Annotated in this window: 15 protein-coding genes; all 15 read right to left on the bottom strand. The window is 44.7% G+C overall.

All coding sequences use genetic code 11. The annotated features are described in order from the left end of the window. Nucleotides 1-39 precede the first annotated feature (39 nt). The 15 genes from C1A07_RS16455 to C1A07_RS12230 all read right to left on the bottom strand — a co-directional run bounded on the left by C1A07_RS16455 (nucleotide 40) and on the right by C1A07_RS12230 (nucleotide 14,777). Entirely contained in the window at nucleotides 40-885 is an 846-nt protein-coding gene (locus tag C1A07_RS16455; RefSeq protein WP_242972312.1) for a hypothetical protein, read from the bottom strand. Continuing rightward, nucleotides 882-1,724, bottom strand: a complete 843-nt coding sequence (locus C1A07_RS12290) for a Cas9 inhibitor AcrIIA9 family protein (protein ID WP_101877354.1) — start codon at nucleotides 1,722-1,724, stop codon at nucleotides 882-884. The genes C1A07_RS16455 and C1A07_RS12290 overlap by 4 nt, the downstream gene beginning before the upstream one ends. A gap of 86 nt (nucleotides 1,725-1,810) precedes the next feature. Further along, nucleotides 1,811-3,418, bottom strand: a complete 1,608-nt coding sequence (locus C1A07_RS12285; protein WP_101877353.1) for a YodL domain-containing protein — start codon at nucleotides 3,416-3,418, stop codon at nucleotides 1,811-1,813. Nucleotides 3,419-3,472: 54 nt separating this feature from the next. Then, nucleotides 3,473-4,498, bottom strand: a complete 1,026-nt coding sequence (locus tag C1A07_RS12280) for a hypothetical protein (protein WP_180952250.1) — start codon at nucleotides 4,496-4,498, stop codon at nucleotides 3,473-3,475. A 66-nt stretch (nucleotides 4,499-4,564) separates the two neighbouring features. Further along, entirely contained in the window at nucleotides 4,565-6,832 is a 2,268-nt protein-coding gene (gene recD2 / locus C1A07_RS12275; protein ID WP_101877352.1) for an SF1B family DNA helicase RecD2, read from the bottom strand. Nucleotides 6,833-6,927: 95 nt separating this feature from the next. After that, nucleotides 6,928-7,992, bottom strand: a complete 1,065-nt coding sequence (locus C1A07_RS12270; protein ID WP_101877351.1) for a YqaJ viral recombinase family nuclease — start codon at nucleotides 7,990-7,992, stop codon at nucleotides 6,928-6,930. A 576-nt stretch (nucleotides 7,993-8,568) separates the two neighbouring features. After that, complete coding sequence (locus C1A07_RS12265; protein ID WP_101877350.1) at nucleotides 8,569-8,991, bottom strand: winged helix-turn-helix domain-containing protein; 423 nt, start codon at nucleotides 8,989-8,991, stop codon at nucleotides 8,569-8,571. Between the two features lie 16 nt (nucleotides 8,992-9,007). Then, nucleotides 9,008-9,856: a flavodoxin gene (locus C1A07_RS12260; protein WP_242972311.1), complete on the bottom strand. Its 849-nt coding sequence runs from the start codon at nucleotides 9,854-9,856 to the stop codon at nucleotides 9,008-9,010. A gap of 29 nt (nucleotides 9,857-9,885) precedes the next feature. Then, complete coding sequence (locus tag C1A07_RS12255; RefSeq protein WP_101877349.1) at nucleotides 9,886-10,383, bottom strand: flavodoxin; 498 nt, start codon at nucleotides 10,381-10,383, stop codon at nucleotides 9,886-9,888. A 15-nt stretch (nucleotides 10,384-10,398) separates the two neighbouring features. Next, nucleotides 10,399-10,602 (bottom strand): hypothetical protein, encoded by a 204-nt coding sequence (locus C1A07_RS16705; protein ID WP_330399518.1) that lies wholly within the window; start codon nucleotides 10,600-10,602, stop codon nucleotides 10,399-10,401. Next, a complete protein-coding gene (locus C1A07_RS12250; RefSeq protein WP_330399517.1) occupies nucleotides 10,590-11,078 on the bottom strand; it encodes an iron-containing alcohol dehydrogenase in 489 nt (162 codons plus the stop codon). The genes C1A07_RS16705 and C1A07_RS12250 overlap by 13 nt, the downstream gene beginning before the upstream one ends. A gap of 27 nt (nucleotides 11,079-11,105) precedes the next feature. Further along, on the bottom strand, nucleotides 11,106-12,008 hold the full coding sequence (locus tag C1A07_RS12245; RefSeq protein WP_101877348.1) for a permease: 903 nt from the start codon (nucleotides 12,006-12,008) through the stop codon (nucleotides 11,106-11,108). After that, complete coding sequence (locus C1A07_RS12240; RefSeq protein ID WP_334293514.1) at nucleotides 12,001-12,825, bottom strand: DUF362 domain-containing protein; 825 nt, start codon at nucleotides 12,823-12,825, stop codon at nucleotides 12,001-12,003. Before C1A07_RS12240 ends, C1A07_RS12245 begins: the two co-directional genes overlap by 8 nt. A gap of 230 nt (nucleotides 12,826-13,055) precedes the next feature. Continuing rightward, nucleotides 13,056-13,571: a flavodoxin gene (locus tag C1A07_RS12235; RefSeq protein WP_101877346.1), complete on the bottom strand. Its 516-nt coding sequence runs from the start codon at nucleotides 13,569-13,571 to the stop codon at nucleotides 13,056-13,058. A 9-nt stretch (nucleotides 13,572-13,580) separates the two neighbouring features. Beyond that, nucleotides 13,581-14,777 carry an alpha/beta hydrolase gene (locus C1A07_RS12230; RefSeq protein ID WP_101877345.1) on the bottom strand — a complete coding sequence of 399 codons (1,197 nt, stop codon included), beginning with the start codon at nucleotides 14,775-14,777 and terminating at the stop codon, nucleotides 13,581-13,583. Between the last annotated feature and the right edge of the window lie 11 nt (nucleotides 14,778-14,788).

Raw genomic sequence — 14,788 nt, 5'->3', positions numbered from 1 at the left:
AGAAACTTTCGTATTCTGGTCTTCCTTTCTCATTAAGCCTTACAAAAATACGGGCAGCTTCATAAAAATTCTTCTTCTGTATCGTTTCTTTTCTATGATAGAGATAGCAGACTTCAAAACCCGTATCACCACTTCACTTTCCCCAACTCTCTGGATTACCTGACAGGTTTCCCTGTCATACAGATATCCCCGCCGTCCTCTTGCTTTCATAATAATCCGGTGGTGGCAATGGGGGCATATTCCTTCCATGTTATGCTTCACATTTTCAAGGGCACTTTCTGTTCCACAGGCAGAGCAGATTCCCTTCTGCTTCTTTTTCCCTTTCTTGTAATCGTAGAAAAAATAAGCCGGCATAATGCTTTTCCGAATCCATGGCTCCACCCCTTTCGGAAGTGGCGGCAGATTTTTCATACGGGAAATAATTTCCCGTTCCCGTATACACTGTCTTTCCCTACGCCTTCGATGCTGGATTTCATTCTGTACCTGGTTCAGAATCTTCAATCCATCTCCGTCTCTTTGAAAAAAATTGGAGATTCGTTTATCATCCCTCATGGAATAACATGCAGACCGATCGGTACGGTAATGCTCCCTGTCCAGATTCAGAAATGCTGCAGTTCGCCAGATGGTCGTTCCATCGTCCTTCCGTTCCAATGTAATATAATCGTTCTTGCTCTGAAATACCGTCCATTTAGGCAAAAAACTTCCATTTACAGCCTCTTTTCTGGAATACACATAGAGCACCAGAAGCCTCTGATGCCCTATATTTTTAACAGCTGTACGAACGATATAAGAAATCGATTCTGCGTGGAATACTCCGTGGTTAAGATTCAGCTGCCCCGCCGGATCAAGAACCTTGCGGCAGCTCCTTTTGTCTATCTTTTTCATCCCGCTTTCTCCTCCATTTTCTCTATACCTGGCAAAGATAACTGGTTCAGGAACGACATCTGCCCGCTGTTACCCTCTGTTTTTTTCTCTTTCTTCTGTTCCGCTTTTTTCTTAGCCGGCTTTTTCGTATTGGTTTTTGCCCCCGAAGCGCCTTTATATGGTCTTGGAATAAATGATTCCTCTTTTTCCTCATCTTCCTTCACATCTGCTGTCCGGAAATATTCTTCCGCCCAGTGATAACAAAGATCATCAGGAATATCGCTGGCATAGCACTGCATGCCTCCTCCATTTTTCATACCATTCGCTTTCATCTCATCCTGCACATACTCATAGGCTTTCCGGTTAATGTACTGGAAACAGCGTACCATGTTCTTTTTCGGCTGCATTGTCAGCCGTGCAAACGCCACATCTTCAAAACATAAGGTCTGGATATATTCGGAAACACACTCCTTCATATTACGGCGTGTCAGCTTTTCCGTATCCTTTCCAATCCGTTCTGCTGAAGCAGCCACCAATTCTTCATCGCTCATAGTCTCAATACGTGCAAGCTGTTCTTTTTCGGCATTACGTTTTTCCTGTTGCTTTGCTTCCCACTCCAGACGCCGCTTTTCTTCAGCTTTCTCATGCTCTGCCCGTTTCCTAGCCTCATCTGGATCGCAGTCTTTCTCCTTCTGTTCTTCCACAACTTCCTGAATCATCTCCTCCTCTTCATCATCCTCAAAAAAAGCATCTTCTGAATCCCGTTCCATATCCTGCATATCTCTTTCAAACGGATTTTCCTCGTCACACACCATAAAAGCGGTATTCAAACTATTCTTATCTGATAAGTCTCCCATCATAAACTCCTTTCCAAGAAAAAGGCACAGAACAGAATCTCTCCCCTTCCATGCCTTTGCTGTTTTATTTCATACTTAAAAATATAAAACTACATTATTTTGGTTTCATTCTGCGGCAGCGGTTTGGCCAGAAACGGAGAAAACCGCACTGGTTCAAAGTCCTTCGCACCCACATAAAAATACCTGCGTCCTTCTTTCCCATATAGCTCCACAATATCGGAAGGTGCCAGTAGGCGTCCCCGATAATCTTGTGGAACCAGACTCTGGTAATATGCCTTCAGATACTGTAATCGTTCTGTCTCACCATATTCCTTTGGATATGATATTTCCGTCTCACATACAAGACGATACCTGTCTGCCGGCGGCTGCTCATACCCAGCCTTATGAAGCGCCTCAATTCCCAAAAATGCAAAGGGAATGGTCTGCACCCCCTCTCCAAGCTCCAGCTGATAGATCCGGAATGCCTGTCTGCTGCTTTCCTCTTCTGAAAGTTCCTTCAACTCTGTATTTTTCTGATGTTCCTTCTGCCTGAGTGCAAGCTGCCAGTCATCAATCCCCTTATAATTGGGATTCCATGTCAGCCGCCGGCAATCGATTCCTTGCTGTCTTGCATACAGATAGATCTTGGAGCTTCCCTTTGCCGTCATCTCATTATTGTACTTATCCATATCATGAGCCTCCACGATCAGTTCCGTACCATTCTGCGCCAGCAAAGCAAACAAAGGCTCCAACTGGGCTGCATTATTGGCTCCGGCAATGGCAACAAAAGACCGGTTCATCAGAAAATGAGCAATATCGGCTTTCAAAAGTCCCTCCGTCACATAAATCGTGCGTGCAAAGGGATTTCCTATAAAATGGACCGGACTGCCGGATGTTACCCCCATATACTTTGTGGAGGATGACAGCCAGATATATTTGGCTCCTGCTTTCTCCGGCGGATCATCTGGATTTTTCAACGGAACATCCAGAAGGATCTGTGCTCCACGAATCAGACCGTCAATTCCTACCGCTGGAATCAGAATACCGGAAGTCCGGCTTCCAAATTTCACGGTCCAGCGTCCATGCTCATCCATATAAAAGCCTGGCACACCCGCCACCGTACATCCCTGCCGGATCAGTCTCTCTGTAAGCGTCCTGCAAAGAAAAAACGGAGGCGTGCTTTTAAACCCACATTCCTGAATCTGTTCATCGGTCAGTCCCCGCTTTTCTGAACGGAGGTGAGCCCGATGATTTGGCTTTAAAGACAGCATTTCAAATAGCAGGGACAGCGTCTGGTGTATCTCCTGAGTGCTGGCTCTTGGAGACTGCTCTGTTTCTTCTGAAATCCCATGATCTATCCTGGATGTCTGCGCTGCAGCCGGAACTTTCGTTTCCTTCGCTTCAGCCGCAGACATTCCTTTTTCCTCATATCCCCAGGAAGTTTCTCCCGTCTGCAGAGCATCACAGATTTCCCGATAAGCGTCTGAATTTGTAATATGATGATACCTTGCATAAAGAGCCAACATACCGCCATGCTCGTCGCAATAGTTACATCTCCAGACATTTTTCACGTAATTCACATTCATTTTTCCCCGAAGGTCTCCACAGAACGGACAGTCTACATACACACTGTTCGCCTGCCTCCTCCGGACTCTCAAATGAAGGAGTTCCACCACATCCATGATTCCAAAGGGAAAATCCTGAGAATAGGATGACATCGCTTACAGCCTCCCTTCCTGACATAAAATATGGGATTCCTATTGAATCCGCACTCATCCTGCCTTCTGACCGGTCAGCGCATCTAACGCAAGTCTGGCCGCTGCACGAAGAATATTGTTCGGTCCTTTATATCCACCGTAAACATAGAATTTCAGGCTTGCTGCCCTGCGTTCTGCAACATCACGAATCTTCCAGCCGTTGCATACTCCCGTATCTACCACGACCTCCTGGGCTTCCTCAAAGGTCATCAGTTCCATGATCTGCTCTACCGGCATGTCCATGGTGTATTTCGGTGCGTTTTCCAATGTTTTTTGTCCTTGCGGCTGTTCTTTTGTAACAGGCAGTGCCTCCTGACCTACTCCTTCCAGCTGTTTTTCAGCCCCTACAGTAACAGGAAGCGTTTCCTCCTCCTGAACCCCTAATGTCCCTTGCACAGGATCAACCGACACAGGTAAAGTCTCCTCTGTCATTTTTACAGGCAGCTCTTCCGGCTTGGTATCTGTTTCCGGTACAAACATCTTTTTCCCAGCAGCTACTACATTTACAGATGGCTCATTCTGTATCGCTGCCTTTGCTTCCATTGTTTTGTTTATCTCAGCCGGCTTTTTTCCTTCTGTCTTTTTCTGCACCGGAATCTCACTTCCATAGCGCCGTTCTTCCCTATCCATACTGACATCAGCAAACTGAAGACCATATCCTGCATCGGAAAGAGCCTCATTCATTGCCTCGCGCTGGGCTGCCTGGATATACTGTCCATCTGGTGCCTCTTCTTTAGTACAACAGGATGTAAAGCTGCCAATCGGTTCCGCATCACTGCGGTCTAAAAACACCTGTGCTTCAAAGATTGCAAGCTGTTCCGTAATCCGAAGGGCATTCAAGCGGATTCTCCCCTTTGGATTTGCCAGCCGGAACCATAACTTCTTGTATGGAAAATCTAACCGCAGCACCTCCTCCTTAGTCTTAGGCGAAATGGTACGCCGAAGCAGCTTTACCGGATCAAATCCTGGAACCCGATTCAGAGCTGCTACCGCAGAGATTCGTTCATACATAGTTGGCACATGATTTTCATTTTTACTCATTTTTAAAACTCCTTCCTTATTAATAAATAGGGGATAGCTTATGTGTTTTCTGCACATTCATCCCAATTAACCTGCATATTTCAATTCTTCCATAGGCTCACGAACCGGAAGTCCTGCACTTCGTACAAACGCCTTATAATACAGACAAATACGGGCTCCCAGAAGCGTGTTTCTCTTACTGATATCCGTCTTATGAATTGCCATAAACAAAATGGATTTCTGACCGATCAGTATCACTTTCTTTTTCGCACGCGTGATTCCCGTATATAAAAGGTTCCGGTAAAGCATAATGGAGTGTGCTTTTACAATAGGCATAATAATCGTATCATACTCGGAACCCATGGCTTTATGGATTGTCGTTGCATACGCATGATCCAGATTAACCATATCTTCTATGCTATATTCCAGCTGCCGGTTTCCGCCAAAATCCATGCCGATTCGCTGTCCATCCTCCGTTTCCTTTATGTAACGGATAAATCCCAGATCTCCGTTAGAAACTCTCTCTATATTTTTTGTCTGCATAATCCGGTCTCCAACACGAAAGTTCTTTGCTCCCAACCGTATTTCTTCTTCCTCCGAACAGTAAGGATTCACCAGCTCTCTGATGACCGCATTCAGCTGTTCCACAGCCGCAGCGCCTTCTGACCGGAATGGAGAAAGAATCTGTACCTTCTCAATTCCATGTTCGGCAACCTCCTGAAGATACAGTTCCATAATCATCTCGGATGTTTCTTCCTGGCTGTCGCTGTCCATAAAAACAAAATCGTTCCCATAATACAGCTTGCTCGTTCCTTCATTGATAAACTTCGCATTATAGGCAATCAGGCTGTCTTTCGACTGCCGAAAAATCTGATCCAAAACCGTAACCGGAATCAGCCCACACTGGATCAGTTCATGGAACACATTGCCAGCCCCAACACTGGGAAGCTGGTCCGGATCTCCTACCATGACAATTTTCGTCTTTTCTCCAAGGCGGGTAAAAAATTTCATTGCCAGCCACATGTCTACCATGGAAAACTCATCTATAATGATCAGACCAGCATCTAAAAGAGCCTCCTTTTTTGTAGTCTCCTCATCCTCTTCACCGACAAGCCCCAGACTGCTGTGCATGGTTTTGGCATCTTCAAATCCAGTACTTTCCGCCATACGCCGGCTGGCCCGTCCTGTAGGAGCCATTAAAACAATTTTCCTGTCTGCATGAAGTTTCCGATAAACTTCCAGAATCATCTTCAAAACGGTTGTTTTACCTGTACCAGGAGAACCGGTAATAATGGATGTGTTATACCGAAACGCCGTTTTTACCGCAATCTCCTGTTTTTCAGAAGGAGTCAAGCCAAACTGTTGTTTTACATCTTCCAGTTCTTCCTCAACGTTCTCCTTCGATAAAGGCTCAACCAGCCGCAGGGCAATCCGCCGGGCTGTCTCATCTTCCTGGGAAAAAGCAGCCGGTGAATAGACATTATCTTTTACCAGAACAACCACTCCTCCCAGTATCATATCCTGAAGCACGCTTTCCAGTTCTTCCTGCCGGATACGCAGTTCCGGAAGCGGAACTCTTTCGTTCAGCAGCTTTAAGGCAGCCTTATACAAGGCTTCCCTTGGAAGAAACAAATGCCCCTTTTTTGACTTTGCTTCTCCCAATGCACAATGAACTGCTCCCCGAATCCGCATGGGATCATTCAGACTGCCTCCTGATTTCTGCACAATGGCATCCACCCTGCGAAATCCAAAACCGGAAATCTGGCAGAGTTCAAATGGGCTCTTTTTTAAAATTTCAAGACTGGACGGACCAAAGTGCTGATAAATTTTCAGCGCTGTCTTCGGTGTCAGTTTAAAAGGCGCCAGAAGATTCATCAGATCCTGAAGCATGCGGTTTTCTGCATAAGAGGACTTAATATCCTCCAGCCGCCGTTCTGTAATCCCTCTTATCTCTAACAGCCGTTCCGGATTTTTTTCTAGGATTTCAAATGTATTCATACCAAATCTGGCAACAATCTCTGCCGCAGTCTTTTCCCCGATTCCCTTAATCAGCCCAGAGCCCAGATAACTCTCCACGCCGTCCTCGGTTTTCGGTACGATCTCGCGCCATTGTTCCACCTGGAGCTGCAGACCATATTTTCCATTGACCCACTCGCCGTCCAGTTCCAAATCCACTGCATCCGTAAGCGGAAGTTCATACCCCACCGCTGTAAACCGGATCAGATGGTCTTTATACCGTCCGGCTGACCTGGCCTTTTCCGGAATGGATGTGTCCGCAGATTTTACACGGATCACGCAATACCGATTCCCAGGATTATAAAAAATCTTACTGTCATAGGTAGCAATAATGCTCATCCCTTTACCTCCGTTCCCAAACAATCTTGATTTTCATAAGTAACTCAACGATTCCTTCATTCTTCTCTGTATTCATAAAATTAATTCCCTCTTCATCAGGCAGCCTCTGCTTCCCTGATTTTCACCTGAAACCTCCTGGATTCCGATACTGTAACAAATTCCTCGTAAATATCTGGATACTGCAGCTTCAATCTCAGCAGACTATCCTTGTCAATAACCGCTTTTCGAATCGGATTATAGGTTATGGTATAACTGACTCCTTCTTTTTCGCACAGGGCCGTACAGCTGCTCCCCATTTCTGCAATCAAAATCCCTTTCAGCCGCTGCATTTCGCTTTCCAGCTTCTTTGAATGTTTCTCTGAGTTTTTCTTCTCTTCCTGCAGTTCCAGATAGCGCATAAGCGTTGCGGTCATTCCAGTTCCCATAGGGAGAACCGGCGCATCCATGTTAGCAACGCCACTATGGCGGCGAGAACTTGCTATAATCAAATCCCCACTCTCCGTATAGGGCGGTGGAAGCTTCTTTTGCACACATCCCTCCCAGAACTCCTGCTCCAGATAGATCATTTCCTCTTCATAGTCTGTATCCCGTTTGATTTCCCTAATAATGACCTCGTCCTCCGTATTTCCATACAGACAACAGAAAAATACCTGATCCATGTCCATGACTGCCATATAATGGCGTCCCTGGGTTTCATAATAGACCGGTACTGCTTCCTTTCCGCCCAGCCACCAGTTATCACGGGCATTATAATTTGTAGTCTTAATCTCCAGAATAGCCGTTTTTCCATCTGGCAGAGTGATAAAGTAATCCACATCCGCCAACATAAAGGGATATTGTGGGTGAGCGAACATCTTCTTAATCTGGTAGATTTTATACCCCGTCTTTCGGTGGAATATCTCCGCCACCAGATCCTCCAGAAGATGCCCCATTTCCATGGCTACCCAGTTTCCTTCCTCTTCTTCCACATCTGCAATCTCCAATTTGTCATAATAAATATCCCTGGCCGTCCGGAATGGAGAAATCCCCAGTATGGCAGCCACATCACTTCCACCGATTCCCCTGCGTCTAAAAGACAGCCATTCCTCTCTGGATAATTCCGCTGTTTCCGTTACAACCAGCGGAGAAGGTCTTGGATTCTGCGAAAAACCTTCCATCATCCATCAGGCCCCCTTCCGTGTTTTACGGGGAATACCGGTTCTTCTGGAAAGCAGAATGTTTCTCTGATAGAAAACATTCATTTTCCGTGGAATCTTACATTGATTCCTGTAATCATTTCCCTGCCTCTTCCAGGTTTCATTTCTTCTGTTCTTTTCATTCATACATGAATACCGCCTTTCTTTAAAATAAAATATATCCTCAAAGCCACTTTGGCATTTGGGCAGAAAAAAAGCGGGAATACTATGAGCCTAAAGCCTTCTGTCTGCTGATATCTGCAAACCATAGTCATTCTCGCTTCAAACATACGGGAAACTTCCCGTTAAAATAAAAAAAGCCAGTAATATCCCTGCCCGAAAGGCATGGTAATACTACTGACATTTCCATACAAACTTAACTGCGTGTGCAATGCGTCTCTGTTTTCTTTCAAAAACGCCATTCCAAACCGGAATACGCACAAAAATCAATTACAAGGTGAGTTTAGCACAATATATAGTATTAGTCAAGTTTTATACTCCATATATTGTAACATAATACCTTTGACCTATGAAGGCAAAAAGAGCCAAGATCTTATGACCTCAGCCCTCTTCTCCTATAAATTTATAACCATGATTGATAATCGTCTGTATGTACTCTTGTTTCGCCCCTCCCTCTCTCAATTTTTTCCGTATCTGACCAATTACATTGGTAACAGCAGAACCACCGTGTTCTCCTGCCTCCTTCCAAACAGCCTCATAAATTTGCTCTTTGGAAAATACCCAGCCTGAATGTTTTGCAAGAAAGTACAATGTATAAAATTCATAATAACTGAAATGGATTGGCTTTTCTCTGATATATACATTTTTCTCTTTTTCATTAATTTTCAATTCAGAAAATGTCAATACGAAACCCTGTCCTAATTTTACCTCTTCAAACTGCTCTTCTCCTACTAATATAGAACAAATTCTCTCCATTGCTATATCTTCTGAATCATCAAATGTTATGATTGCTATTTTTCCCAATCAATCACCTGCCGGATTAAGAAATTCCATTTTGGGTCAACCACTGGGTAATTTCTTCTCTGTTTAAACTGTTTGCTGTCAGACCACTTCCTACAGATGCTCCTCTGCTCTGGCCCAAGCGCTGAATATCCGGCATACTTTCCTCAATGCCGCTTCCGCCACTGGTACAGAACGGAAGAATTGTTTTTCCGGTTAAATCATAAGATTCCAGGAATGTATTAACAGCCATCGGAGCTGTATGCCACCAGATTGGATACCCCAGCAAAATCACATCATAATCTTCCATATTTTCCACACGAGAAGACAATTCCGGTCTGGCGTTCTGATCCAACTCTCTGCGGGCGCGATCCACGGTACTCTGATAACTGGAAGGATACTGGTCAGCTACTGTAATTTCAAATAAATCGCCGCCTGCTGTCTCCTGAATTTCTCTGGCAGCCTCTTCTGTTGTACCTGTTTTAGAAAAATACGCAATCAGAATTTTCGTTTCATCTGAATCTGTTTCTAGCATTGGTACTCTGGTTCCTGCATAGCCAGCAGCTACTGCCATAGTCTGCACAGCACCATTAACTGTCCATGCCCCATCCGAATTTACCATATACCCATCCGGAGTAGTAGTATCCGCATACATCCAGCCTTCCCTGTCAAAGGCATAGCACTCTGCCACACCATCTCCATTACCGTCCAGCCACTGCCATTCTACTGGTGCTTCAGAAGTGCCGTAATACTGGCCATTTCCAAGATCGTACCACCATCTCCCATTGTTATTTCCCTGCCCTGTGGTCCACCCTGCCGCAAACACAGTGGATGACATAAGTACAGTTAAAATGCAAACCGTCATAAACCATTTTAATATTCTCTTCATATGTCCTCCTCATTGTTCTTTCAGTCTTTTTAAATATCCTTTTTTATTTCTTCAATCCAACTATCAACTGCGCTTTGGGAGGTTTCCATGTGATCACCTCCGTTAGAATCAAAGCGCACTTCCATTTCATGGATAATCACAGCTCCCTTGCAGCTTTTTTTCATATCTTCTATCGCATGCCCAGGCCAGCCGCCATGTGTAATAAAAGGGATTACCGTTTTCCCTTTTAAATCATACTGATTAAAAAATGCAGAAACAGCCGGAGCCATTGTATACCACCATGTGGGAGTTCCTATTGCAATTACGTCATAATTATCAGGTGTATGTGCAAGCGGTTTTATTTGTGGTTTAACTCCATCCTGTATTTCCTTCTTTCCCTGTAAAACAACCTCCTCATAGCTTCCGGAATATGGGTGGACAGTTTCAATCCGGGCAATATCTGCTCCAGTACTCTGCGCCAGCTGTTCTGCAATTCTCTTTGTATTACAGTTTGCCCAGGAATAATAAATAACTAATATTTTCTTCATAAAGCTTCTCCACGCTTACCGATAGGATCTTTCAAAAATTTCAGCACATTCCATGTCTGTCATAGGAACGGGATCACAGGCAAATAGACCTCCCATTGTAGCCCGGGCATTTTGTGCCAGAGTCATACATTCACTTTTTTCAATTCCATAGTCAGACATCTTCAAAGTATCTACGCCACAATTTTTTTGCAGCTCTGTTAATGCCACTACAAAATCCATTGGCTCCTTAGCATCCTCTTTTCCAATGCCTGTGCCATACGGACAAAGCGATCATCGCAGCAATGCTTATGTAAAACTGGATTTACCAATGGATGCATTTTACCAGTAGCACCTGGAACATAATCCCAAAGATCTCCAGGCTGCAACGCATACATGGCCATTATCTTGGCGGCATCCATTACAGATCCACCGCCCAAAGCCACAACAAAATCGCAGCCATTTTTTTTTGCAAACCTCCCGCCTTCTTCCACAATCGCCTTTAAGGGATTGGCTCCTACTTTGTCAAACAGTATTGTTTCAACCCCGGCCTTGTCCATCTGTTCCATAACCCGATCTAAAGCACCGCTCTCTCTAGTGGATTTTCCATTTGAAATCACAACCATTGCCTTTCTCCCAGGCATTTCCTGTGTATGCAGATTTTCCAACTGTCCTGCTCCAAATAAAACACGAGTCGGATTAAAAAAATTGTATGTCATAACTGATTTCCTACTTATCTTCTGTAGTCAAACTTTATTTACAATAAATCCTGTCAAAAATGAAAAAAGCATTATAAATATCAGATATAGAATGAATTTTCCTTTTCCCAATACAATTTTCAATGCTCCAAGATTTGTGATTTTGGTAGCCGGTCCCGTAAGCATGAATGCCGAGGCTGCCCCAACACTCATCCCCTCCCAAAGCCATTGCTGAAGAAGCGGAATCGTTCCTCCGCCGCAGGCATATAAAGGCACACCCACTGTAGTTGCCATCAGCACCCCAAAACCTTCATTCTGATCTCCAAATAATCTGGCAAACTGTTCTGAGGGTACATATCTCTGAAATACTGCTGACAGAAATATTCCTGCTAAAAAATACAATCCTGTAGCTTTAATATTTCTCCCGAAATTTTTCCAAAAACGGAGAATAGGATTGGGATCTGTGTCACGGCTTTCTTTTACCCGAAAACCGTCAAACCTGAAAAATGGCCGTTTTTTTGATAAAAAATGCACGAAAACACCTGCGGTAAGACCGCAAAAAAAGCAGGAAATAAGGCGAATCAAAAGTACTTCTGTTCCTAATGCTGTACTGTAAATAATAAGCTGCGGGTTTAAAAGAATGGAAGCCATCATAAAGGATGCCAGCCAGTCATCCCTCATCCCCTTTTCCGAAAAAGAAGCTGCAATGGGAATTGTTCCATACATGCAAAGTGGTGATGCAATGCCCAGAAGGCACGCAGGGACAAGCCCTGCAATCCCCCACTTCTTTTTCTGCATTTCAGCAAACAATCTGTGAATACGGTTTTTTGCGAATACAGAGACTCCTGATCCGATCAGCATGCCAAGAATCCAGTATCGAAAAATCTGGCGGAACTGCACCATAAAATAGTAGCTGACATAAATCAGTTCTCTTTTTATTGTCTCATTCATCAATATTCACCAATTCATATGTACGCATGCCGAGACCGATTTCTTCTGCATGCTCCAGGGTATGAAGCCCCATCCGTTCATTGACTCTTTTCTGCAGAGCTTCACTTCCTTCCGCTGCAAAAGCAAGGTCAATGCATGCCTGGTCAATGGCAACCGGATCTGTCGATGCCACAATCCCAATATCATGAATATCCGGTTCAGCAGGATTTCCATCGCAATCACAATCAATGGAAATATTGTTCAGAACATTTACATACACGATTCGCTTTCCATTTTCCAAATAATCGGATACGGATTTTCCCGCCTCTGCCATAGACTCTGTAAATCCCTTCTGTTCTCCCCCCATCATGCTTGTATGGCTTTCACCCGAGGTATGTATTAAGCATTTTCCTTCTTTCGATCCAAGGCCAATAGAAATATTTTTAATGGCTCCTCCGAATCCAGCCATAGCATGACCCTTGAAATGGGACAGTACAAGATATGAGTCATAATTTTTAAAATGGGAGCCAACCAGATTTTCCTGCAGACGGCTTCCTCCTTCTACAGGCAGAGTCATAGATCCTTCTTCATCAAGAATATCCAGCTCTGCAATTTCTGTAAAGCCATGATCTTCAGCCACCTGCCGATGCATAGCCGTTTCTGTTCTGGATCCTCCATATGCGGTATTACACTCTACAATCGTTCCGTTTACTGCCTGAACCAGATCCTTTATCAGATCTGGATCCAGATAATTACTTGCCGGTGGTTCGCCGGTACTCAGCTTAACTGCCACATTTCCCTCTGGCGTCCAGTTAAGATGTTCATACACTTTCATCATACCCTCTGGGGAAATGTCGGAAGTAAAGTACACAGCAGCCGGTTCATTTTGTATTTGTGAAACTGCTTCTGTCTCCTTCTCTTCTTCGGAAACCGCAGCAGTTTCCAGAGAGGTTCTTATCGTTTCTTTCGTCGTCTGTATATCCGAATTTCCACACCCTCCTGTAAGTATTCCAGTTAATATTGTTATTCCTAATACAATCGCCCTATTCTTTTTCATTTTCCGCCTCCTCATGTACATTTCCCGCAAGCCCATTCCTCAATAACAGATAATTCCGTTTTTATCTGAACTCCGCGAATCGTAAGCGCTTCCTCTATCCGGGCTTCAGGACACATCCTGCGCAAATCGCTCAGGCTGTGCCCCAGTCCTCCATTTTCATAAGTGCAGAAAGGTCGGATTACTTTCCCTGTAAAATCAAACCGTTCAAGAAATGAAAAAACAGGTGCCGGCATTGTACCCCAGTAATTTGGATATCCCAGATAAATCACTTCATAATTTTCTAATGTATCGGGGTAATTTTTAAGCATTGGACGCACATTCCGGAGTAAATCCTGTCTGGAAAGATCCATGCACTGATAATAATCATCCGGATAGTCTTCACATGGTTCAATCCGAAACAACTCTGCGCCTGTATATTTTTGCAATACAACTGCCACAAGTTCCGTATTTCCTACCCGCAGGCTGCACAATACTCCATTTACCAGATTTTGTCCGCTTCTGGAATAATAAGCGATCAATGCCTTCAATGCTCCACCTTACCCTTCCACATTCTCCTGAATCCAGTTTTCCACATGATCAGCAATCACATCATTATTCAGATCCTGGAACAGGAAATGATCATTTCCTGTAATCCCTTCTTTAGGGAGATCGATCACTTCGGCCGTTCCATTTAAGGCTGTGTATGCCTCTGCAAAATCATAGCAGGTCTGACGCATTCCCTGCCATGCGGCAGTTGCCTGGATTTCCGGATCGCCATTATCAATATAATCACCAAAATACATAGCAACAGGAATCTCCTGTTCTGTAATCGCCTGATATTCCTCTGTATCAACTTCAGGACCTCCGCCTGGTTCAATTGCTATAATAGATGCCACATGTGCCGTATATTTCGGCACCAGCCAACCAGCGCGGCCTCCCTGGGAATGGGTTACCAGAACAGAATCCTTTCCTGTCATTTCGTATACTTCATCAATGGCTGCTGCAACTGCCTGCGCTACCATCTCACCATCAAAATCAGCACCCATATCCGAGGTCATTCCCGTATCCGGAGTCATCTGCCGGAAGAACTGATCTACGGATACATCGTCATTCGGGAACTGAGAGCCCTCATTGGCAACGGATTTTCCATCTTCCCATCTGCCGATACGGAACTGGGTATACCACCGCTGATCCAGTGTCTTCGTACTGATATCGCCGCTGACAGAGGTTGCACCCGCCTCTCCTCTTCTTGGCTCATCGATCAGAAATACGCCATGTCCCTTTTTCAAAAACATATCGGACCAGCCCTCTCTTCCATCCGGCGTTGTCATCCATCCCATACGGGACTGGCCATAACCATGCAGAAATACCATGGGAAGTCCCGTTTCATTCTCCGGAATCTGGTAGAAAACATTGGCGTGATCTACATGGGCAGTCTGCCCTGCTCCCGTCTCCTCCCAGTGATTTTCCGGATCAAAGGTTCCTTCTGAGGTTACTGTAATTCCTCCTGCTGAAAACATTCCCTGGTCGGCAAGGACAAGCGCATCTTCATTGTCTGCAGTTTCTGTATTTTCATCTGCTTCCTCGCTGTTTGCCTCCGTGTTCTCGCTTTCCGCACTCTCTGCTTCTGTACTGCTTTCTGTCTGTACGGCTGTTGTAGAGGCTGATGTTCCTGCGCTACTTCCGCAACCGGTTACAAAAACCATTCCAGCGGCTGCCATTGCAGCCAGCCTCATCCATTTCTGATTTCTCATAAATAATAATT

Origin of the sequence: Lachnoclostridium edouardi (assembly GCF_900240245.1) — a bacterium.
GTDB classification, from domain to species: Bacteria; Bacillota; Clostridia; order Lachnospirales; family Lachnospiraceae; genus Lachnoclostridium_A; species Lachnoclostridium_A edouardi.
This window is presented reverse-complemented; position numbering and strand designations above follow the sequence as displayed.